Raw genomic sequence first — 22,230 nt, 5'->3', positions numbered from 1 at the left:
GAATCAGGCAGGGGATGGGGCCACCTGCCTGATTGTCAGGCACTTACTTCTGGTAACCACCTTGCACCACGGCGCGGTTGGCCGCAGCCTGACCGGCCTTCAGCGCCGCATCCACGGTGGTATTGCCAGCCAGTGCGCCGGAGATGGACTGACCCACCACGGTGCCAAAGGACTGGAACTCCGGAATGCCGACAAACTGGATGCCGCTATACGGCACTTTTTTCAGCGTGGCATCGTTGGGGTTGGCCGACTGGATGGCATTCAGCACAAAGCTGGCAAACGGTGCGGCCTTCTGGTATTCCGGCTGCTTGTAAGTGGAGATGCGGGTGCCCGGCGGAACGGAAGTCCAGCCCAGGTCCTTGGCGACCAGCTTGATGTAGTCCTTGGACGTGGCCCATTGCACAAACTGCTTGGCAGCGGCTTCCTGCTTGGACGATTTGGGAATGGCCAGCGACCACGACCACAACCAGCTGCTGCCCTTGGGCGTTACACCGGTGGGAGCCATGGCAAAGCCCACCTTGTCGGCCACTTGCGATTCCTTGGGGTTGAACAGCATGCCGGCCGCCACGGTGGCGTCAATCCACATGCCGCACTTGCCGCTGGCAAACAGCGTCAGGTTTTCGTTAAAGCCGTTGGTGCTGGCACCGGGCGGGCCGTATTTCTGCAGCAGGTCCACATAGAAGCCGACTGATTTTTTCCATTCCGGGCTGTCGATGGTGGGGTGCCATTTTTCGTCAAACCAGCGGCCGCCATTGGTGTTGATCAGGGTGGACAGGAAAGCCATGTTCTCGCCCCAGCCCGCCTTGCCGCGCAGACAGATGCCATACACGCCACCTTTTTCCTTCAAGGCCTTGGCGTAGTCGGCAATCTGGGTGTAGGTCGGCTTTTCCGGCATGGTCAGGCCCAGCTTGCTGAACAGGTCCTTGCGGTAGAACGTCATCGAGCTTTCTACATAGAAGGGCAGCGCGTACAGCTTGCCGCCGTAGGACAGGCCGTCACGCGCGGTTTTCACCACGTCGTTCAGGTCGTAGTCGGCGGACAGTTTGTCCATCGGGTACAGCCAGCCCTTTTTGGCCCAGATGGGCGCTTCGTAAGTGCCAATCATCATCACGTCGAACTTGCCGCTATTGGTGGCAATGTCGGTGGTGACGCGCTGGCGCAGCACGTTTTCTTCCAGCACCACCCAGTTGAGTTTGATGTCCGGGTTTTGCTGTTCGAACGCCGGTGCCAGTTTCTTCAGCTCGATCATGTCCGGGTTGTTGAGCGCGGCAATGGTGAGCGTGGTGGCGGCGCTGGCGGACAAGGACGCCAGGGCCAGGCTGCCGGCAAGGACGATCTGGCGCATACGGGACGGGCGTTGGTATTGCTGATGCATGATGTCTGTCTCCTCTTTATTTTTTCAGTACAGCAAGGTTGCACTACAGCGGGGGAAAGTCCGCAAGCGGACGGAAATCTCAGGATGGCCGGGCGGGTGTGCTCAGCTCATCCAGTTGCCACCGTCCACGTTCAGCGTCTGGGCGGTGATGTAGTCAGAATCGGCCGAAGCCAGGAACAAGGCAGCACCGGTCAGGTCTTCCGGCAGGCCCATGCGGCCCAGCGGCACGGCTTCGCCGACCAGACGTTTTTTCTCGCCGGGTTGACGGCCTTCGTAGCGGGCAAACAGCGCGTCGACATCCTTCCACATCGGGGTGTCCACCACGCCCGGGGCAATGCCGTTCACGTTGATGCCATGCGGCGCCAGTGCCAGGGCGGCAGACTGGGTATAGCTGATCACGGCGGCCTTGGTGGCACAATAGTGGGCCACCAGCGCTTCACCACGGCGACCTGCCTGGGAGGACAGATTGATGATCTTGCCGCCACGGCCTTGCGCCACCATCTGCCGCGCCACGGCTTGTAGCAGGAAGAACATGCCCTTGACGTTGACTGCGAACAGCCGGTCGAAGCTGTCCCAGGACTCGTCCAGCAGCGGGTGCATGTCGAAGATGGCGGCGTTGTTATACAGGATGTCGATGCCGCCAAAGTGCTGTACGGCAGTGCTGACAATGGCGGCGATGTCTTCGCGCCGGGTGACGTCGGCAGACAAGAGCGCGACCTGATCGGGATGATCGGCAGCCAATGCCTGTAAGGCGTCATTGAGTTTCAGGTCCACCAGCAGGCAGCTGGCACCTTCTTGCAGATAACGGCGGGCGACGGCAATGCCGATGCCGCTGGCAGCCCCGGTGAGGATGGCCGTCTTGTTGGCGAGTTTCACTGTGTTGTCTCCGTTGCAGGCTTGATGTTTTGCTTTTGGAGCAAATGCCCTTGTTGTGGGCAAATATTCGATAATTTGAAATTTACTGTCAAGCGCTTTTTGTAAAAACTGTTAAATGCTGCATAGCACCATGATTTGCCAAGATTTTTTGCTGCATTGCATATAAGTACGCATCGCCAAGGCAGGCTTGAAAGTTGCACGTATAGCGCAGTATTCCGCCGCTTGTTGCGTCATTTGCCGGCCGCCGGGAACAGGGCAGGTCATCACGCGGTGCTTGACGCCGGGGGCGGGGGCGGTGGTACAACGCCACACAGCAAGGGCTGGGCCCGACAGAAAACGGCAGGAGGGGAGATGGCCAAACAAGACAAGCTGGATCAGGCGGCACGCGCGGCCTGGCTGTATTACGTGGCGGGCAAGAACCAGAACGAAGTGGCCGAGCAGCTGAATGTGTCGCGCCAGGTGGCACAACGCCTGCTGGCATCGGCAGTGGAGGGCGGTCTGGTCAAGGTGTCGGTGCAACACCCGGTGGCCGATTGCCTGGAACTGGCGGCTGCCTTGCAGCAACGCTTCGGGCTGACACTGTGCGAAGTGGTGCCCAAAGACATGGATTCACCTGCAGAGCTACAACACAAGCTGGCGGCGGCCGGAGCGCAAATCTTCCAGCGCTATCTCACCCAGGACAAACCCATGGTGGTGGCGCTGGGTTCGGGCCGTACCCTCAAGGCCATCATCGACGAAATGCCGCCGCTGGATTGCCCGCAACACCGCCTGGTGTCCTTGATCGGCACCATTGCGCATGACGGTTCGTCCAACCGCTACGACGTGGCCTTGCCCGCCTCGCAAAAAACCCAGAGCAAGTATTTCCTGCTGCCTGCCCCCCTGTATGCCGATAGCGCAACCGACCGCAGCTTGTGGTGCAACCACCGGCTTTATCATGTGGTGGAAGGCTTGGCCGCCCAGGCAGATGTGGCCTTCATCGGCATTGGTACCATTGGCGAACACTGTGCCTTGCAAGAAGACGGCTTTCTCACCTCGGCCGAGGTCAGCGCCCTGATGGCACAAAATGCGGTGGCAGAAATCATCGGTCGCCCCATCGACAAGCAGGGCCAGCTGGCCCAGGCCGATATCCAGCAACGTGTCACCAGCCTGGCTTTGCAGCATGCACCGCAACGGCCGGTGATTGCCTTTGCCGGTGGTGAAGCCAAGGCAGCTGCCATTCTGGCTGTGTTGCACGGACAGTGGCTGTCCGGGCTGGTGACGGATGAAGGCTGCGCGCGCCAGATTCTGGCCTGGACCGACCAGGCTGCGCCAGTGCGGTAACACAGCGCAGTTCGGCTGCGAGATGGCCGCATATCAACCGTTTTTGCATGACGATCTGCCTAGAATGGGGGCAAGAAGACAGGCAGCGCCTGTCCTGTCAGCCCATTACCGGAGCACTCGCCATGTACTTCACTCATGCCATTACCCGCCTGCCTGCCGACACCGTTGCCGCCGGGCTGACCACGGTCAGCCTCGGGGTGCCGGATGCCGCACTTACCCGGCAGCAGTTTCGCGAATACATCGACATCCTGCTGCAACTGGGCCTGACCGTGACCACGCTGCCCGCCTTGCCGGATTTCCCCGACGCCCATTTCGTGGAAGACGTGGCGGTGATGATGCCGGAGCTGGCCATCATCACCCACCCGGGTGCGGCGGCCCGGCGTGGCGAGGTGCATAGCATCGCCCCGCTGGTATCGCGTTTTCGCCACGCGGTGTGGCTGGGAGAGGGCGAGCACATGGATGGCGGCGATGTGCTGATGGTGGACAAGCGCTTTTTCATCGGCCTGTCCAGCCGCACCAATGAGGCCGGTATCAGCCGCTTTGCCCGCGAAGTGGAAAAGTTCGGCTATAGCGTGCGGGCGGTGCCGGTGGCGTCTGGCCTGCATCTGAAATCGGTGGTGAATTATGTGGGGCGCAATACCGTGCTGCTGTCGGCGGCCGCTGTGGATGAGCCGGCTTTCCGTGATTTTCGCCATATCGTGCTGGACCCGGCCGAGGAATACGCCGGCAACACCATGTGGATCAACGACACCCTGATCACCCCCAGCGGTTATCCGCATACCTTGCGCCAGCTGCAGCAGCTGGACTTGCCCATCATCCAGACCGATACCAGCGAAATCCGCAAGATGGACGGAGGGCTCACCTGCCTGTCTTTACGCTTCTGAAGGTGCTGGCACCGTATCCAGGCTGCGACCGTCGCGCTTGATGGTTTGGAGCTCGGTAGTGGTGAGGATTTTCTCGATACGAAACGCCGTACTGGCCAGCCAGGCGTCGGCCAGCTGGCGGTATTCGTCAATATGCTGGCAAGCAATGCGCAACAGGAAATCCACCGTGCCACTCACCATCCAGCCATCCTGCACCTGCGGGGTGCGCTGGATTTCCGCAATGAAGGCTTGCTGGGAAACAAGGTGGTCGGCCAGGGTGACCTGCGCCAGAATCACCAGCGGTGGTGTGCTGTGCGGCAGCTTGATGATGGCGCTGTAGCCCTTGATGATGCCGGCCTTTTCCAGACGGCGTACCCGTTCCAGGCAAGGGCGCGGGGTCAGGTTTACCTGCTCGGACAGGCGCTGGAAGGACAGGCGGCCATCACGTTGCAGGATGTCGAGAATTTTCAGATCGATGCGATCCAGGCCGGTTTTGTCTGTCATGGATAAGCCAGGCTTCATGGTGCGGGGACGCAAGTGCGCATTGCAGCGCTGCCAGTAGTGCCTTGTCAAGAATAATGCCGACGGCAAAAAATCCTTGTGCATCGCAGCAGGCGGGACTAGGATCGTCTCTGCCCATCATGGGCAACGTCGCTCGGACGGTTCCGGGCGCTTACGTGAAAGGCTCACATGGCTTCTTCTGCAGGCAAGCGCCGCTTTGCGCGCATCGATCGTCTTCCTCCCTACGTTTTCAATATCACCGCCGAACTGAAACTGGCTGCCAGGCAGCGCGGCGAGGACATCATCGACCTGAGCATGGGCAACCCCGATGGTGCCACCCCGCCGCATATTGTGGCCAAGCTCAACGAAGTGTCGCAGCGCCCCGATACCCACGGTTATTCCGCGTCCAAGGGCATCCCACGCCTGCGTCGCGCCATTTCGCGCTGGTACAAGGACCGCTATGCGGTGGACATCGACCCCAACAGCGAAGCGATTGTCACCATCGGCTCCAAGGAGGGCCTGGCCCACCTGATGCTGGCCACACTGGATGGTGGCGATACCGTACTGGTGCCGGACCCGAGTTACCCCATCCACATTTACGGCGCGGTGATTGCCGGGGCGCAAATCCGCTCGGTGCCGCTGGTGCCGGGCATCGACTTTTTTGCCGAGCTGGAAAAGGCCATCCGTGGCAGCTACCCCAAGCCCAAGATGATGGTGCTGGGTTTTCCGTCGAATCCCACTGCGCAGTGCGTGGAGCTGGATTTCTTCGAAAAAGTGATTGCACTGGCCAAGAAGCACGACATTTTTGTGGTGCACGACCTGGCTTATGCCGACATTGTGTTCGATGGCTGGAAAGCCCCGTCCATCATGCAGGTGCCGGGTGCCAAGGACATTGCCGTCGAATTCTTCACCCTCAGCAAAAGCTACAATATGGCAGGCTGGCGCATCGGTTTCATGGTGGGTAACCCTGACCTGGTGGCCGCACTGGCAAGGATGAAGAGCTACCACGATTACGGCACCTTCACCCCACTGCAAGTGGCCGCCATTGCCGCGCTGGAAGGCGATCAGCAATGCGTGCGTGACATCGCCGCCAAATACCAGCAGCGTCGCGATGTACTGGTAAAGGGCTTGAACGAAATCGGCTGGGAAGTGGAATGCCCCAAGGCGTCCATGTATATCTGGGCGCGCATTCCGGAGCAATGGCGTGCGCTGGGTTCGCTGGAGTTCGCCCGGCTGATGCTGGAAAAGGCCAAGGTATGCGTATCCCCCGGCATCGGCTTTGGTGATCAGGGTGATGAATACGTGCGTTTTGCACTGATCGAAAACGAGGCGCGCATTCGTCAGGCCCTGCGTGGCATCAAGGCCATGTTCAAGGAGTAGTGAGGTTTCGGGATTTAAAGTCAACAGGCCACGCAAGATGCGTGGCCTTTTTTGTGCCCGGTCACACCTGGAAGCGGGCTACCAGCTTTTCCATGTCGGTGGCGATTTTTTCAACCGCATCGGCGGATTGTGCAGTGCTGTGCGCGGTGGCGCTGGCTTCTTCGGCATGCTGCACGATGGTTTCCACTTTTTGTGCCACTTCGGTTGCCGCAGCAGCCTGTTCGTGCAGGGCGGTATTCAGCTCGTTGACAATGCCAGCCACATGGCGTGCGCTGTCGCGCAGCGTGGCAACCGTATCACCTGCGGCATGGGCGTTGCTGACGCTGGTAGTGATCAGATCCACCCCCTGGTCAACACCCTGCACCACATCACGGGTGGATTGCTGAATGGCATTCACCATCACGATGATTTCATTGCTGGATTGCGCGGTGCGCTCGGACAGCTTGCGCACTTCATCAGCCACCACGGCAAAGCCTCGTCCTTGTTCACCGGCGCGGGCGGCTTCGATCGCGGCATTCAGTGCCAGCAGATTGGTCTGGTCGGCAATGTCCTTGATGACGGCAACGATGGATGAAATCTTGGCTGATTCGGTTTGCAGCAGGGCAATCCGCTCCGCTGCATTGCCCACCACCAGGGAAATGTCGTTGATCTGGCTGCCAAGCGCGCGCAATGCCTCCAGTCCGTTGGCTGCCTGCTGGTCGGACTCGCTGCTCAGGCTCGCCGCTTCACTGGTGCCATTGGCCACATGGTTGATGGATACCGTCAGTTGTTCGGTATTGGCGGCAATGGTGGAGGCGGCTTCACTTTGCAGGCTGGCCGATTGCTCCATTTGCTGTACCGAGCGGTTGAGCTGGCGCGAGGATTCCAGTAATACCTCGGCATTGCGGCGCGAGTCCTGCATGGCGTCGCGCAGGGCGCTTTGCATATTGCCCATCGCCACGATCAGCTTGCCAACTTCATCACTGCTGGCTGGCGGCAGACTGCCGCGCAAGTCACCATCGGCAATGCGCCTTGCGGCCGCCACGGTGTTGTCGAGACGGCCGGCAATGCGCCGCGCCACCAGCAGCGACAAGGCCAGAGACAGGATGACGCCAACAATCAGTGCCAATATGCCACCGGCTATGCCGGATTTGACATCAGCATCTGCCCGGCTGGCTGCCTTGGCCGCGCCTTCAGCATTCAGCTTGATCAGTGCATCGGTCAGGTCACGCAAGCTGTTGGCCTTCTTCACCCAGTCGCCTTTGCGCAAGCCCTGCGCCTCGTCTTCATGCCCGTCCTTCATGAGCTGTACAGCCTGATTCACCGCGTCGCGATACGCCCCTGCTGCGGATACGGCTTGCTGGTAGGCGGCTTTTTCCGCATCCGAGTTGATCAGCGTTTCGTAGCGTTTGAAGGCGGCTTGTAATTGCTGATCCAGCTCGGACATGGATTTTTCCATCTTGGCGCGTTCTTCCGGGCTGTTTGGCAGCATGTATTCCAGGCTGCGTACCCGGTAACGCAAGCGCAACTGGCTGATTTCACCAACCGACTGCACAGAGGGCAGCCAGTCCTGGGCAATTTCATGCGTTTCGGCTCCTACCGCCCTGATTTGCCAGATACAAAACACAATGGCCGCGATCAATACTCCGCCACTAAGCAGGAAGTTGACCAGAAACTTGCGGGTCAGACTGATATTGTCGAGAAATTGCATGGCGTGCTCCACCTGTCCTGATTATTTGTGACGATCGTTTACCTTCAGTAAAGAGCATTCGGACGGACTATGCCAGTCAGGCTGCATTTTTGCTTACAGACTGACTGATTCATGCCAAATGCAGGCATGAGGCATGGCTGACAAAAACCGTCAGCTATTGCCTGATAAGGTCAGCAATCCGTCGTGCTTCAGTGGCGGTGAGGGTGTTGGTGGGGTGCAGAGTCAGCCACGCGTCATCAAGACATCATGTTGTGGCCTTAGGCTGCGGTATTTTTGCTGAAACGTGACTAGCTAACGAGTGGTGAGCGGGGCAATCTGATGGCTTAAACAGCAATTTACTTGTTTTTTGTTTAAGATGCATTCAAATTTCATTGTAAATACGCTTGTCATGCGCTACATTAGCTTCCGCAAAAAAATGTGCAAATTTCAATGGCTATTTAAATAAAGCTGTCTATTTTAAATAACATGTTGAGTTTAATTTTTATTTAGATCATTTCGCCAGTCTGCGAATAAAATACAGAAAAACATAAGCCACCCCGGCTGGATTCCGCGACTTACGGGCACGATGTTTGCTCAACAACAATACGGAAGCAGAACAGGGTGGTAGCGATCATGGACCTTCAAGGTCGGGATGGCAGGCAGTTTCAGTGCACAACACAAGCAATTGCAAAGGTTAGGTGCGCAATGTGGGTAGATGAAGATTTATGCAAACGGGGTAGTCGCATGATCAAGGTTTTGACAGTATTCGGTACACGGCCGGAAGCCGTAAAAATGGTGCCGGTGATTCAGGCATTGGAAACTTTTCCCAATATTGAATCGCGGGTTTGTGTGACGGGACAGCATCGGGAAATGCTGGATCAGGTGCTGGACTTCTTTGAGGTCAAGCCGGACTTCGACCTGCAGCTGATGCAGCAGGGGCAAAGTCTGGCTTCGTTGACTGCGCGGCTGATTGAAGGTATCGACAAGGTGCTAGAGCAGGAACGGCCCGATGTGGTACTGGTGCATGGCGATACCGCCACTACGCTTGGTGCCAGCCTGGCTGCGTTCTATCGCAAGGTGCCGATTGGTCACGTCGAGGCAGGGCTGCGCACCGGCGATCTGTATTCGCCGTGGCCGGAAGAAATGAACCGTCGTGTAACCGACACGCTGACCAGCTTCTACTTTGCGCCGACCGAAGAATCCTGCCGCAACCTGTACGCAGAAAAAATCGACCCGTCGCGTATTTTCATCACCGGTAACAGTGTGGTTGACACCCTGAAACTGGCGGTGGAAAAGCTGCAAAAAAATGCTGATCTGCGCGCCGGTATGGAAGAGAGTTTTTCCTTTATCCGTGCAGATGCGCGCATGATTCTGGTGACCGGCCATCGCCGCGAGAATTTCGGCGACAAATTTGCCAGCTTCTGCAACGGCCTGCTGAAACTTGCACAGCGCTATCCGGACGTGGATATCGTTTATCCGGTGCATCTGAACCCGAATGTACGCAAACCGGTGTTCGAACTATTGTCTCGCGTTTCCAATATTCATCTGATCGATCCGCAGGAGTACCTGCCTTTTGTCTATCTGATGAATCGTTGCCATCTGATCATCACCGACTCCGGCGGCATTCAGGAAGAAGCACCAGCACTGGGCAAGCCGGTACTGGTCACGCGTGACACCACCGAGCGCCCCGAAGCCCTGGCCGCCGGTGTGGCACGCCTGGTGGGCACCGAAGCCGAGAACATCGTGCGTTGCGCCAGCGAACTGCTCGATGACGCCATGGTGTACGCCAATATGTCGCAGGCACATAGCCCGTATGGTGATGGTTCTGCCGGGCGACGCATTGCCAGCATTCTGGTGTCGCTGCCGCAGTTGCGGCATGAAATGGCTGCGGAGGCGACCCTTGCCACTGCGAGCTGAACACAAGCCGGGCCGCAATGTGCGTACCTTGCTGCTTACATTGTTGCTGGGTGCCAGCATGGGGGTGCAGGCCGCCAAGTCTGTCAAACCCGCATCGGCAACCAATAGCCAGTCGGCCGCCGCCTTGGCGGCGCTGCCCATTGAAGAGGCGGCGGATTTGCCTGCGGACGCCAGCGTTCCTGCTGCGCAACGTCACAGCCCGGCGGTCCAGGTAAAAGGCGCGACCAGTGAAGCTGCGCTGAGCCGCACCCAGGCGGTGATTGAACAGCAGATCAAGGATGACAAAAACAGTGCCACCGCGGAGGAGGACCCGCCACACCATGGCCAGCGTTCTGCGCCTGCGCTGTGGTTTCTGCGCATCCTGGCCGTCATTCTGTACGTAATTGTGGCCTTCATCATGGTGTATGCCGTGCGACACATGGCCTTCACTCTCAACCGTCTGTTCGGCAAGCAGCGCCATCCATATCTGGATATTGAAACAGCTGAATGGCCGCGGGTGACGGTATTCATTGCCGCACATAACGAAGAAGCGGTAATTGCCGATGCGATGGAGGCACTGCTGGAGTCGGACTATCCGGATGGTCGCATGATCATCATGCCGGTCAACGACCGTTCCACGGATGGCACGCGCGAAATCATCGACCAGATTGCCGCACGTCGCCCTGACATCATCCGTCCGTTTCACCGCACCTCCGGCAAACCGGGCAAGGCCGCTGCGCTGAAAGATGCTACGGCCATGATCGATACCGATATTTTCATCGTGTTCGATGCCGACTATGTGCCGGGCCGCGGCTTGCTCAAACAATTGGTAGCACCGTTTTTCGACCCGGAAGTCGGTGCGGTGATGGGGCGGGTGGTACCGCTCAATGCCGGTGCCAATATGCTGACTCGCTTGCTGGACATGGAGCGGGCAGGCGGCTATCAGGTAGACCAGCAAGCGCGGATGAACATGAAGCTGGTGCCGCAATATGGTGGCACCGTGGGTGGCATTCGTGTTGCTGCGCTGGAAAGCGTGGGCGGCTGGCATGATGACGTGCTGGCGGAAGATACGGATTTGACCTACCGGCTGCTGATTGGTGGCTGGCTGACAGCCTATACCAACCGCTCCGAATGCTATGAAGAAGTCCCGGAAAGCTGGCCGGTGCGTATCCGTCAGCTGATGCGCTGGACGCGTGGCCACAATCAGGCGCTGGCGCGCCACGTGGGCCGTTTGCTGCGCACCAAGGGTGTACCGTTCCGAGAAAAATCGGATGGCCTGTTGTTGCTGGGCACTTATGCCATGTCCCCGTTTCTGTTACTGGGCTGGCTGATCACGCTGATCCTGTTCTACTTCGACAGCGTGTTGCCGTCGCCCGGTTTCTTCCTGATCCTGGGTCTGGTGTGTTACAGCGCGATGGGTAACTTTGCCGCGTTTTTTGAAATCGGCACGGCCTGCTATCTGGATGGCAGCGGCAACCGCCTGCGCATTCTGCCGTTCTCCATTTTTGGTTTTATTGTCAGCCTGGTGACCATTTCGCAAGCCACCATCCTGCAATTCATCATCGAGCCCTTCCGCAAGACGCAAAACCTGCACTGGGACAAGACCAAGCGTTATCGGGGGCAGGCCAAATGATGGTATTGCTGTTTGCTGTAGTCGTATTGCTGTTGATGTTGCTGCCCTTGTTGCCCGCCTTGCTGGAGTTGATCCGCAAGACTGACGTCACCTCGCTGGGTATTAATCGGCTGCATACCGGTTCGTCCAATGTATTTGCCGAAAACTATCGCAAATACCTGGAAAGTCACGACCTGCTGAACCAGTTGCAAGGCTACTGGAATGCCCGACTGGCATCCTGGAGTGTATTGCTGGAAAAAAATGTCGAGGAAGAAGTGCTGTCGACGGCCGGATTGGTTATTCCGTCCGATTTCAGCTTTCTCAAGGAAGTGTATTGCGCCGGCAATGTGGAAACACATGGTGGGGTTATTTTGCGTAGCTTGCTGGCTGAGGGTGATCTGATTCTGGGTGATCATAACTCGGTCGTGCGCTGGGCAAGTGCCCATCACATGCTGATCGGCCGCAATGCCACCTTGTTTGGACGGATGGTGGCGCACAAAGAAATGTGCTTCGCCGGCCCGGCCAGCTTCCAGCGCATTCAGGCGCCGGTCATCCGCATGGGTCTATCCTGGCAAATGGTGATGCCGATGGGTCCGTACCGTGAGTTCGACATCACGGCCCTGGAGCATACCGTGTTCTTCAACGACGACATCCAGCGGGTGGTGGTGGAAGGCAATCTCACCATTCCGGATGACACGGTGATTCGTGGCCATCTGGTGGTGCATGGCACCTTGAAGATCGGTCATGGTTGTTACATCCAGGGCAGTATCAAGGCCAGTGGCAACATCCATATCGGTAATGCCGTGACCGTTGAGGGTGCCATGGTGTCCGATATGTCGGTTTCCTGCCTGAATGACTGCTTGCTGCTGGGGCCGATTGTGGCTGAGCGTTTTGTTTATATCGGCAGCCGTTGCGTGCTGGGCAGCATGCACAGCCCGGTCAGCATTTCTTCCAGTTCCATCCGACTTAAGCTACCCATGCTGGTGCATGGCACAGTGTGGGCGCGTACCCGCGGCGCAATCCGTCATGAACGTGCGGATCTGGCGTAAGCGGCTTTCATGGCTGGGTCTGTCCTTGTCGCTATGGTCTGCAGCTGCCATGGCTGAAGCCAGTCTGGATTTGCAGCGGTACCAGCTGGAAGACGGTGCCATCCACTTGCAACATGAAGGTGGTGTGGTCGACCCGTATTTCGCCATGAAGGCCTTGCTGGCAGCTGACGAGCTGGGCCTGGATATGCGTCCGGTTGCCACCGCATGGATTGCCTGGCTACAGCCACGGCAGGAAACCAACGGCAGCTTCCCCCGTTTTATCAGAGGGAAAAACGGGGAATGGCGCCGTTTTGCCAATGCGGATGCCGATGACTCCACCATGGCTTTGTGGCTGTCCTTGTTGTATCGGGTATATGGCGCACCGGAAAACATGAGCCTGAATCTGCAGCAATCGCTGCGCAAAGCCAGGAAGGCGCTGCTGCGTCTGCGGGCTGCCAGTGGTGTGTTTTATTACGCGCGCGGGGCGGATCTGGGTTATCTGATGGATAACACCGAAGTGCTGGAAGCGCTGCGCGATGATTGCCGCTATGCAGGGCTTGGTTGTCAGCAGGCCGACCAGTTGGAGCGTGCCGTGGTGCGGGTGTTCTGGAATTCCCATCGGCATGCCTGGCGTACTGCTACCCATGGCGAGCCAGCTGCGGCGTTTTACCCGCGTAGCGCAGCGCAGTTGTTTCCACTGATGGCTGGCATGCGCTTGCCATCGGGGCAGCCCGGTCTGGATGAATGGTTGAGTGCCGAAGGTCGGCCTTGGCTGATGCAGGATGAGAAGAAGCTGGATTTTGCCTGGGGCCTGTTGACCCTGGCGGTGCTTAAAAACCAGCGGGATGATGTGGCGCGGCAATGGTGGGAGCGTGCGGCGCCATCGCGACTCGGACGGCGCTGGAATGTGCTGGAAGAGGCTATTTTTCAGGGATTGGAACAGCGTTTCAGTCTGGAAGAGCAAGAGGGGAAGTAAGGTTTGATGAAAGTACAGCAATGGCCCAAATGGGTCTGGTTTGTGCTGCTGCTGGTACTGGCCTTGTTGGCCAGTCTGGCGTGGCATTGGCAACGTATCCGCAATACGCCAGTACCGGATGCGGGTATTGTGTTGTTGCTGCCCGATGCGGAGCCCTCGCGGAAATACGTGCTGACCTGGCAAGATGCCGCCGCAGAAAGCGGTGTGCTGATGACGCCCATGCGCGCTGCCGACTTTGTGGCGCTGGATGCAGCGCAACGTGCACAAATTCGTGGTGTGGTGTTGCCGGACAGTATTCACCGTCACGTCACATCCGCCCTGGGTGGTGTGCTGGAGGATTATGTCCGCCAGGGTGGTGCACTGTGGCTGAACTATGACGCGGCCACCGAAAATGCAGATGGCCGTTTCCTCGAGCGTGCTGAACTGACCCGCCTGGTTGGCGTGGAGTACCTGCTGTTCCGCGAGCGCGGCAAGAGCATGATTCACAACGACTTGCTGCTGGTTCCGCCGTCCACCATCAGTGATCTGGCCATCGCTCCTGGCCGTTTCCAGCCTTATACTGCCAGTGGCAATGGCTGGCTGCAGGCCACCACCTATGGCTATGACAATGCCGCTTTCAGCTATTTTGAAACGCGCGGCAGCTTTCCAGGCAAGCTGATGGCTGAAGGGCGCGACGGTTCGGTATTGGCTGGTTTGCGTGACTACGGCAAAGGCAAGGTCTTGTTCGTCAATCTGCCGGTAGGTTACCTGGCAGTGCGAACCGATGGCCTGTGGCTGCATTCCTTCATGTCCTTTTTCAATGGACAGGTGCTGCATCTGCCGCGCTTGTCCGCGGTGCCGGACGGCATTGGTGGCCTGGTGATGAACTGGCACGTCGATGCGGCCAATGCATTGCCCTATATCGACATGCTGGAGAAAATCGGCTTCCTCAAGCAGGGCCCGTACTCCATTCACTTTACTACCGGTCCGGATACCAATCGCCCAGGCGATCACATGGGCATGGACCTGGCCAACAACTCCAAGGCGCAGGCGCTGGTCAGTCGTCTCAAGGGTATGGGTAACGAGATTGGTGCGCATGGCGGCTGGGCACACAACTACTTTGCCTTCAATATCAACGAGCATAACGGGGCCGAGTGGACCCCCTATCTGGAGCATAACAAGCAGGATCTGGAAAACGTCATTCATCAGCCGCTGACTGAGTACTCCGCCCCCAACGGCAACCAGCCGGGCTGGGTGACCGACTGGCTGCGCAAGCATGGCGTGATTGCTTATTACCAGGTGGCCAATCTGTCGATGGGACCGACCCGTTCCTTTATCGACCCATCCGACATGCATGGTCGTCCATGGTCCTTCCCGGTGTCGGCTGATGGCGCGGTGGCCTCGTTTGAAGAAGGTGTGCGCAACAACTACGGACAGCCACGCATGCAGGCATGGTTGCAAGCCATGACGCAGTTTGTGGTGGATAGAGGTGAGGCGCGCCTGGTGTATTTCCACCCGCCCGGTGTGTATTTCTTCCAGGATGCTGCTGCCAAGTGGCTGGCCCAGACGGCTGCATTGCACGGCAGTGGCAAGTTCCGCTGGTATACCATGACCGGACTGGCGCGCTTCCTGTCGCAACGCGAACTGACTACATGGAAAACCCGTCCGCTGGCCGGTGCCAGCGATGGGCGCCTGCGCATTCAGGCGAACAATCCGCAATCACTGGCCGATCAGAGCTGGTTGCTGCCCAAGGCTGGCGTCAGCGGCAAGCCGCAAGTGACGGCAGGTGCTGCGCGTATTGAAGAAACCGCCACCGACTGGCGCATTACCGCGCAGTCCGGCAAAGATTTGCAAATCGACTATCTACCGATTACAGGTACTTCTCAGTGAGGGGAATGATGAAACTCAAACAACAACACTATGCCTTGCTGCTTGCCAGCGTATTGAGCAGTCCGCTGGTTATGGCGGAAGACGCCATGCCCGCTGCCGAAGCCACCCCGGCTGCGGCCGAAACTGCAGCAGCTCCGGCTGCTGCTGCGCCAGAGGTAGCTGAGGCAGCTGTGGCACCGGAAGTGGCTGGCCCGTATTCCATGAGCCGCAGCATTGAAGTGGGCGGTGGCGGTCATCATGTCAGCGGTGGCAATGGCGACTGGAACAGTGCCTTTGTCTCCGGCGTATGGCAGACCGATACTGCCAATGTATTTGACTGGATCGTGCAGAATGACCATCGCTTCGGTGAAAGCGGCACGGCATTCAATGGCGGCTGGAATCATGACATCAACCAGGACTGGTTTGGTCGTCTGGAGTTTGGCAAGAGCAGTGCCGGTACTTTCTGGGCTGACAAGCACTACGGCGCGGCCATTAATCGCAAATGGCTGGCCGATCGCAATCTGGTGTCCACCTTCGGCTTTGCCTACAACGACAACCGCCAGGGTTACAGTGACCGGGTCTATACCGTTGGCCTGATCTATTACTTTGATGGCCCGTGGGTGGTCGAAGGCGGTATTCACCGCAACCTGAGCAATCCGGGCAGCGTCATTTCCACCCAGGGCTACGGTGCCGTCACCTATGGTCGCGACCGCTGGCGTCAAATCGTGCTGTCGGTGAACTCCGGCAGTGAAGGTTATATGCCGGTCGGTAACAGCGCCTCGCAGCAGATATTTGACAGCCAGTACTACAGCCTGGGCTGGAAAGAGTGGATTGGCCCGCATTGGGGCGTGCATGCCACGGTGGATTACTACCACGGCACGTATTACCAGCGCTCAGGTGGTTCGGCTTCCGTGTTCTGGGACCTGCCATGAGTCTCAAGCAGCGTGCGGACTTGCTCAATGCGATGCGCAGCACCGGCTATGCCGGTGGTGTCATCCAGAGCCACCGTGCCATGCGTACCGAGCGTTTTACCCGCGTGCGCTGGGTGGAGATCATCGGCATGCCATTGGTGTTTGACCTGCTTTTGCTGGCATTTTTGCCGCAGGTCATGCAGTTCTGGCAGTTGATGACAGCTTGGGCGGTGGCCTTTACCGGCTTACCTGCTGATCTATCCAGTCAGGCCATTAATGGCTGGCCACTTCATCCCATGGTTTACTTGCCGTGGCTGGAGTTGTCTGCCTCGGTACCCAGTTACTGGCAGTGGTGGCTCAATTGCGTGGCTTGCGTGGTGCTGCTGGTGCTGTCTTTCCTGATCAACAAGGAAAACACACCCATGCGCTATGTGCTACGACTGATTGTCATCGTGCATGGCAGTGCTTGCCTGTTCTTCGCGCTGTATCCGGCAGGTTTTACGCATTCTCTCCCGGAATATCACCATACCTGCCTGGAAACGGTGTTGATCCTGACTTTCCTGGTGCCGTGGATACACAGCCTCACTTTCAACATTCTGAACAAGCCGATTGTAGAGAAGATTCTGCTGACCGGGATTTCCATGGCCTATTTGCTGGTGGCTGCGCCGCTGCATTATTTTCTGGCTGCGGTGATCATGCACTACGGTTCGCTGATGTTCATGCCCATGCTGTTTATCCTGTTCAGCCTGATGCTGAATGTGATGATGCTGATTGCATTCTACGCCTGGGCGATGAGCTGGGAATTCGGTAGCGGGCACCAATCCAGCTAGGCACGCTATGTCCGGTACTGCCAAACGGGTTGCCATGCTGCATGGTGACCCGTTTTTCTTATTGCAGGGTCGGTCGACAAGGCAGGGGCAGGTGTCCTTGCAGGCTGCCTGGCATTGCTTGTGCGTGCTAAGTCACTGAGTGGCAAGGGGATGGCATGGTTGTCCGCAGCAAAGGCTTGTGCAGGCAGCGTGGGGCGGGGTGCGCCCGCACGACAAGACATGCGCTGACGGGGTGGACGTGGTAGAATCAAAGCTTATTTTTGATTCCTGAAAAGATAGCCATTTACCCATGACAGATCAGCTTTTCGCCAAGGAAACGATCCCAATCAGCCTCGAAGAGGAAATGCGCCGCTCCTACCTCGATTACGCCATGAGCGTGATCGTGGGCCGTGCACTTCCCGATGTGCGTGATGGCCTCAAACCGGTACATCGTCGTGTGCTGTTTGCCATGCACGAACTTTCCAACGACTGGAACCGTGCATACAAGAAATCCGCGCGTATCGTGGGCGATGTCATTGGTAAATACCACCCGCACGGTGACTCGGCGGTTTACGACACCATCGTGCGCATGGCGCAGGACTTCAGCCTGCGTTATCCGCTGGTGGACGGCCAGGGCAACTTCGGTTCGGTGGATGGCGACAGTGCCGCTGCCATGCGTTACACCGAAATTCGCATGGCGCGCATTGCGCACGAACTGCTGGCTGATATCGACAAGGAAACCGTGGATTTCGGGCCGAACTACGATGGCTCCGAACACGAACCACTGATCCTGCCGGCCAAGATTCCCAATCTGCTGATCAACGGCTCCTCCGGCATTGCCGTGGGCATGGCTACCAATATTCCGCCGCACAACCTCACCGAAGTGGTGGATGGCTGCCTGGCGCTGCTGGCCAACCCGGAAATGACCATCGACGAATTGATCGACATCATTCCGGCACCGGATTTCCCGACAGCAGGCATCATCTACGGCACCGCCGGGGTGAAAGAGGGCTACCGCACCGGTCGCGGCCGCGTCATCATGCGCGCCCGCACTCACTTTGAAGACATCGGCAAGGGTGATCGTCAGGCCATCATCGTCGACGAGATTCCTTACCAGGTGAACAAGTCGCGCCTGCTGGAGCGTATTGCCGAACTGGTACGCGACAAGCAGATCGAAGGCATTTCCGACCTGCGCGACGAGTCGGACAAGTCCGGCATGCGCGTGGTGATCGAGCTCAAGCGCGGCGAAATGCCGGAAGTGGTGCTCAACCACCTGTTCAAGCTCACCCAGCTGCAAGACAGCTTCGGTATCAATATGGTGGCACTGGTCGATGGTCAGCCGCGCCTGTTGAACCTGAAGCAGATCATCGACGAATTCCTGCGTCACCGCCGCGAAGTCGTTACCCGTCGCACCATCTACGAACTGCGCAAGGCGCGTGAGCGTGGCCACATCCTGGAAGGTCTGGCCGTTGCACTGTCCAATGTTGACGACATCATCGCGCTGATCAAGGCCTCGGAAACCCCGCCGGCTGCCAAGGTGGCGCTGATGGCGCGTGCCTGGCGCTCCGAGCTGGTGGAAGAGATGCTGTCGCGTGTGGACCAGAGCAAGGCCCGTCCGGACGGACTGGATGCCGAGTTTGGTCTGCACCCGGACGGCTACCGCCTGTCCGACGCGCAAGCCCAGGCCATCCTGGAAATGCGCCTGCAGCGCCTGACCGGCCTGGAACAGGACAAGATCGTCGGCGAATACCGCGACATCATGGCCATCATTCTGGATTTGATCGACATTCTGGAACGTCCGGAACGTATCAATCAGATCATCGGCGACGAACTGCTGGCCATCAAGACCCAGTTTGGCGACGGCCGACGTTCAGAAATCGAACCGTTCGGCGGCGACATCAATATCGAGGACCTGATCACCCCGCAAGACATGGTGGTGACCATCTCCCATACCGGCTACATCAAGACCCAGCCGATCGATGACTACCGCTCGCAACGCCGTGGCGGTCGTGGCAAGCAGGCTGCCGCCACCAAGGATGACGATTTCATCGACACCCTGTTTGTGGCCAATACCCACGACTACGTGCTGTGCTTCTCCAGCAAGGGTCGCTGCTATTGGATCAAGGTGTACGACCTGCCACAAGGCGGCCGCAACAGCCGTGGCAAGCCGATGGTGAATGTGCTGCCGCTGGCCGATGGTGAGAAGATCAACGCACTGCTGCCAATCAAGGCCTTTACCGACGCCGAAGCCGTGTGCGACGAAAACGAAGACGACGAAACCGCAGCCCTTAAGGCCAAGGGCCCGTTCATCTTTATGTGCACCGCCAATGGCACCGTAAAGAAAACCCCGCTGGAAGCCTTCTCCCGTCCGCGTACCGCGGGCATCATCGCTGTCCGTCTGGATGAAGGTGACAACCTGATCGGCGTGGCACTGACCTCCGGCAACGACCAGATCATGCTGTTCTCCGACGCCGGCAAGGCTGTGCGCTTCAGTGAAACCGACGTGCGCGCCATGGGCCGTACCGCCGGTGGCGTGCGCGGCATGATGCTGGGCGAAGACCAGCAGGTGATTTCCTTGCTGGTGACCAACTCGGAAGAGCAGCAAGTGCTGACCGCCAGCGATGGCGGCTATGGCAAACGCACCCGCACCGGCGAGTTCCGTCATACCAGCCGTGGCACCCAGGGCGTGATTGCGATGGACCTGACCGACAAGACCGGCCTCAAGCTGGTGGCAGCCAGCCTGGTGGAAGACAGCGACGATGTGATGCTGATCACCACCGGCGGCGTGCTGATCCGCACCAAGGTGTCTGAAGTACGTGAAACTGGCCGCTCGGCGCAAGGCGTACGCCTGATCAACCTGGATGAGGGTGAGAAGCTGATCGGCCTGGAAAAGGTGGCAGAAGGCGAGTCGGACGAGGAAGTCGAAGTTGCCGATGGTGAAGTGGTTAACGGTGAAGATGTTGTCGCACCCGCCGCCGATGCTCCCAGCGCAGGGGATGCCGAGGCATGACGGCAACGCCTGCCAATCCGCAGGTACTGGAGACGATGAGCAAGCTCTTCGTCTCCTTGCCGCACTGCGCCACCCTTGGCTTCCAGTATCTGGGCACCGAGGGGCGCCGCCCGGTGCTCAAGGTGGAGTGGCGGGAGGACCTGGTAGGAAACCCTGCCAGCGGCACCATTCACGGCGGGGTGATTACCTCGCTGGTGGATACCACCAGTGCCGTTTCGGTCACCGCCTGCCTGCCTGATTTCGAAACCATCGCCACGCTGGACCTGCGCATCGATTACCTGAAGGCAGCTACACCGGGCAAGGCCATATACTGCAGGGCAGAGTGTTATCGCCTGGCCAGCCAGATCGCCTTCACCCGCGCGGTGTGCTATCACGACGACCCGGCAGACCCCATCGCCCACGGAGTCGCCACCTTCATGCGTGAATCCAGTCGTGCCTCGATGCTGCAGGAGCCAAAACCATGAGCGACTTCATGGAAAAACTGGCCACGCTGCGCGACGCCAAAGACTTCACCGGCCTGATTGATGCCATTCCCTATGCCAGGCTGATGGGCGTGGAAATGCTGGAAGACGAAGCAGGCGAGCTGTTGTTCCAGCTACCGTTTGCCGAGCGCAATGTCGGCAATACCGTCTTGCCGGCACTGCATGGTGGATTGATTGGCGGATTTCTGGAAAATGCGGCGCTGCTGCACCTGATCTGGCATCGCGAATCGCTGGAAGCGCCCAAGATTGTCGATTTTTCGCTGGATTACCTGCGTTCCGGCCGTCCGCAAACCCTGTTTGCCCGTTGTGAAATCACCAAGCAGGGCAAGCGCGTGGCGCATGTATTGATAGAGGCCTGGCAAGAGGACCGCCGCAAGCCGGTGGCTGTGGCACGGGCCCACTTCCTGCTGACGCAGTGACACACACAGGCATGGCCTGATCTGGTCATGCCGCAAGTTTGAAGCAATGACTGAGGACAGACATGGCCAAGGTGTATAACTTTTCCGCCGGACCGGCAGTTTTACCCCACGACGTTCTGGCGCAAGCCCAAAGTGAAATGCTGGACTGGCATGGTTCCGGCATGTGCGTGATGGAAATGAGCCATCGCGGCAAGGAATTCATGGAAATTATCCATGATGCCGAGCAAGACCTGCGCGAGCTGATGCAGGTGCCGGCCGGTTACAAGGTGCTGTTCCTGCAAGGCGGCGCCTCCATGCAGTTTTCCATGGTGCCGCTCAATCTGCTGGGCGACAAACAATCGGTCGACATCGTCAATACCGGTCATTGGTCCAAGCTGGCCATCAAGGAAGCGCGCCGTTATTGCAATGTCAACGTGGTAGCCAGCAGCGAAGATCGCAACTTCGCCTACGTGCCGTCAGAGGACAGCTGGCAGCGCGACCCCAATGCCGCCTATCTGCACTACACCTCGAACGAAACCATCGGCGGCCTGCAATTCCCCTTTGTCCCGTCTGATCTGGGCGTGCCATTGGTGTGTGACATGTCCTCCGACTTCCTGTCGCGCGAAGTGGATGTCAGCAAGTTCGGCCTGATCTACGCCGGTGCGCAAAAGAATATCGGCCCGTCCGGCCTGGTGGTGTTGCTGGTACGGGAAGACCTGCTGGGGCGTGCCCGTGCCGACCTGCCCACCATGCTCAACTATCAGGTGCATGCCGACGCCGACTCCATGTACAACACCCCGGCCACTTATCCCATCTATATTGCTGGTCTGGTATTCAAGTGGCTGAAGCAGCAGGGCGGGGTGAAGGGCATGGAAAGCCGCAATGCGGAAAAGGCCGGCCTGCTGTATCACACCATCCAGGCCAGTGAAGGCTTCTACACCACCCATATCGACGAGCCCTTCCGTTCGCGCATGAATGTGGTATTCCGCCTGAAAGACGAAGCGCTGGAAGAAAGCTTCATGATGGAAGCGCGCAAGAACGGGCTGATCCAGCTCAAGGGGCACCGTGTGGTGGGTGGCATGCGCGCCTCCATCTACAACGCCATGCCAATTGAAGGGGTGAAAGCGTTGGCCAGCTTCATGCAGGACTTCGCCCGTCAGAACGGCTAAGACTCATTCGTCAGGGCGGATTGTTCTGCCAGCATTACACTGTGTACAAAAACCCGTGGTTAACACGGGTTTTTTCTTGTGCGCTGCGGTTTTATGATGGATGACCA

At 58.3% G+C, this 22,230-nt stretch carries 18 protein-coding genes; 14 read left to right on the top strand and 4 right to left on the bottom strand.

From position 1 onward, the window contains the following. Positions 1-43: 43 nt before the first annotated feature. Positions 44-1,375, bottom strand: coding sequence for a sugar ABC transporter substrate-binding protein (locus tag HWX34_RS17000; protein WP_255497345.1), 1,332 nt, complete (start codon positions 1,373-1,375; stop codon positions 44-46). Positions 1,376-1,477: 102 nt separating this feature from the next. Beyond that, complete coding sequence (locus tag HWX34_RS16995; RefSeq protein WP_178973367.1) at positions 1,478-2,251, bottom strand: L-iditol 2-dehydrogenase; 774 nt, start codon at positions 2,249-2,251, stop codon at positions 1,478-1,480. A gap of 351 nt (positions 2,252-2,602) precedes the next feature. Here HWX34_RS16995 and HWX34_RS16990 point away from each other — a divergent pair, with 351 nt between their 5' ends. Beyond that, a complete protein-coding gene (locus HWX34_RS16990; RefSeq protein WP_178973366.1) occupies positions 2,603-3,571 on the top strand; it encodes a sugar-binding transcriptional regulator in 969 nt (322 codons plus the stop codon). 122 nt (positions 3,572-3,693) lie between these two features. After that, positions 3,694-4,455: a dimethylarginine dimethylaminohydrolase family protein gene (locus HWX34_RS16985; RefSeq protein WP_178973365.1), complete on the top strand. Its 762-nt coding sequence runs from the start codon at positions 3,694-3,696 to the stop codon at positions 4,453-4,455. On the opposite strand, the gene HWX34_RS16980 is transcribed toward HWX34_RS16985, so the two are convergent. Next, on the bottom strand, positions 4,444-4,938 hold the full coding sequence (locus HWX34_RS16980; RefSeq protein WP_178973364.1) for an Lrp/AsnC family transcriptional regulator: 495 nt from the start codon (positions 4,936-4,938) through the stop codon (positions 4,444-4,446). The genes HWX34_RS16985 and HWX34_RS16980 overlap by 12 nt on opposite strands. 186 nt (positions 4,939-5,124) lie before the next feature. Here HWX34_RS16980 and alaC point away from each other — a divergent pair, with 186 nt between their 5' ends. Continuing rightward, positions 5,125-6,315, top strand: a complete 1,191-nt coding sequence (gene alaC / locus HWX34_RS16975; RefSeq protein ID WP_178973363.1) for an alanine transaminase — start codon at positions 5,125-5,127, stop codon at positions 6,313-6,315. A gap of 61 nt (positions 6,316-6,376) precedes the next feature. Here the strand turns inward: alaC and HWX34_RS16970 are convergent, their stop codons facing one another. Next, a complete protein-coding gene (locus HWX34_RS16970) occupies positions 6,377-8,005 on the bottom strand; it encodes a methyl-accepting chemotaxis protein (protein WP_178973362.1) in 1,629 nt (542 codons plus the stop codon). Between the two features lie 723 nt (positions 8,006-8,728). Here HWX34_RS16970 and wecB point away from each other — a divergent pair. The 11 genes from wecB (at position 8,729) to serC (ending at position 22,123) form a co-directional block, all read left to right on the top strand. Next, positions 8,729-9,901 carry a non-hydrolyzing UDP-N-acetylglucosamine 2-epimerase gene (wecB, locus tag HWX34_RS16965; RefSeq protein ID WP_178973361.1) on the top strand — a complete coding sequence of 391 codons (1,173 nt, stop codon included), beginning with the start codon at positions 8,729-8,731 and terminating at the stop codon, positions 9,899-9,901. Further along, positions 9,885-11,513 carry a glycosyltransferase family 2 protein gene (locus tag HWX34_RS16960; RefSeq protein ID WP_218645230.1) on the top strand — a complete coding sequence of 543 codons (1,629 nt, stop codon included), beginning with the start codon at positions 9,885-9,887 and terminating at the stop codon, positions 11,511-11,513. The genes wecB and HWX34_RS16960 overlap by 17 nt, the downstream gene beginning before the upstream one ends. Continuing rightward, positions 11,510-12,541, top strand: a complete 1,032-nt coding sequence (locus HWX34_RS16955; protein ID WP_178973360.1) for a hypothetical protein — start codon at positions 11,510-11,512, stop codon at positions 12,539-12,541. The genes HWX34_RS16960 and HWX34_RS16955 overlap by 4 nt, the downstream gene beginning before the upstream one ends. A 49-nt stretch (positions 12,542-12,590) precedes the next feature. Then, a complete protein-coding gene (locus HWX34_RS16950) occupies positions 12,591-13,496 on the top strand; it encodes a hypothetical protein (protein WP_178973359.1) in 906 nt (301 codons plus the stop codon). A 6-nt stretch (positions 13,497-13,502) separates the two neighbouring features. Then, positions 13,503-15,365: a hypothetical protein gene (locus tag HWX34_RS16945; protein WP_178973358.1), complete on the top strand. Its 1,863-nt coding sequence runs from the start codon at positions 13,503-13,505 to the stop codon at positions 15,363-15,365. A gap of 5 nt (positions 15,366-15,370) precedes the next feature. After that, positions 15,371-16,276, top strand: a complete 906-nt coding sequence (locus HWX34_RS16940) for a YaiO family outer membrane beta-barrel protein (RefSeq protein WP_178973357.1) — start codon at positions 15,371-15,373, stop codon at positions 16,274-16,276. After that, a complete protein-coding gene (locus HWX34_RS16935; protein WP_178973356.1) occupies positions 16,273-17,085 on the top strand; it encodes a hypothetical protein in 813 nt (270 codons plus the stop codon). The genes HWX34_RS16940 and HWX34_RS16935 overlap by 4 nt, the downstream gene beginning before the upstream one ends. A gap of 289 nt (positions 17,086-17,374) precedes the next feature. Continuing rightward, positions 17,375-20,074 (top strand): DNA gyrase subunit A, encoded by a 2,700-nt coding sequence (gene gyrA / locus HWX34_RS16930; protein WP_178973355.1) that lies wholly within the window; start codon positions 17,375-17,377, stop codon positions 20,072-20,074. Beyond that, a complete protein-coding gene (locus HWX34_RS16925) occupies positions 20,071-20,538 on the top strand; it encodes a PaaI family thioesterase (RefSeq protein ID WP_178973354.1) in 468 nt (155 codons plus the stop codon). Before gyrA ends, HWX34_RS16925 begins: the two co-directional genes overlap by 4 nt. Beyond that, positions 20,535-20,975 carry a PaaI family thioesterase gene (locus HWX34_RS16920; RefSeq protein WP_178973353.1) on the top strand — a complete coding sequence of 147 codons (441 nt, stop codon included), beginning with the start codon at positions 20,535-20,537 and terminating at the stop codon, positions 20,973-20,975. Before HWX34_RS16925 ends, HWX34_RS16920 begins: the two co-directional genes overlap by 4 nt. A 62-nt stretch (positions 20,976-21,037) precedes the next feature. Beyond that, the gene (gene serC, locus HWX34_RS16915; RefSeq protein ID WP_178973352.1) at positions 21,038-22,123 is read left to right on the top strand and encodes a 3-phosphoserine/phosphohydroxythreonine transaminase; all 1,086 of its coding nucleotides are present in this window, start codon (positions 21,038-21,040) and stop codon (positions 22,121-22,123) included. The last annotated feature ends 107 nt before the right edge of the window (positions 22,124-22,230 follow it).

The organism is Aquitalea sp. LB_tupeE (assembly GCF_013391415.1).
Classification (GTDB): Bacteria; Pseudomonadota; Gammaproteobacteria; order Burkholderiales; family Chromobacteriaceae; genus Aquitalea.
The sequence above is the reverse complement of the archived record's forward strand: the minus strand, read 5'-3'. Positions and strand labels throughout refer to the sequence as shown.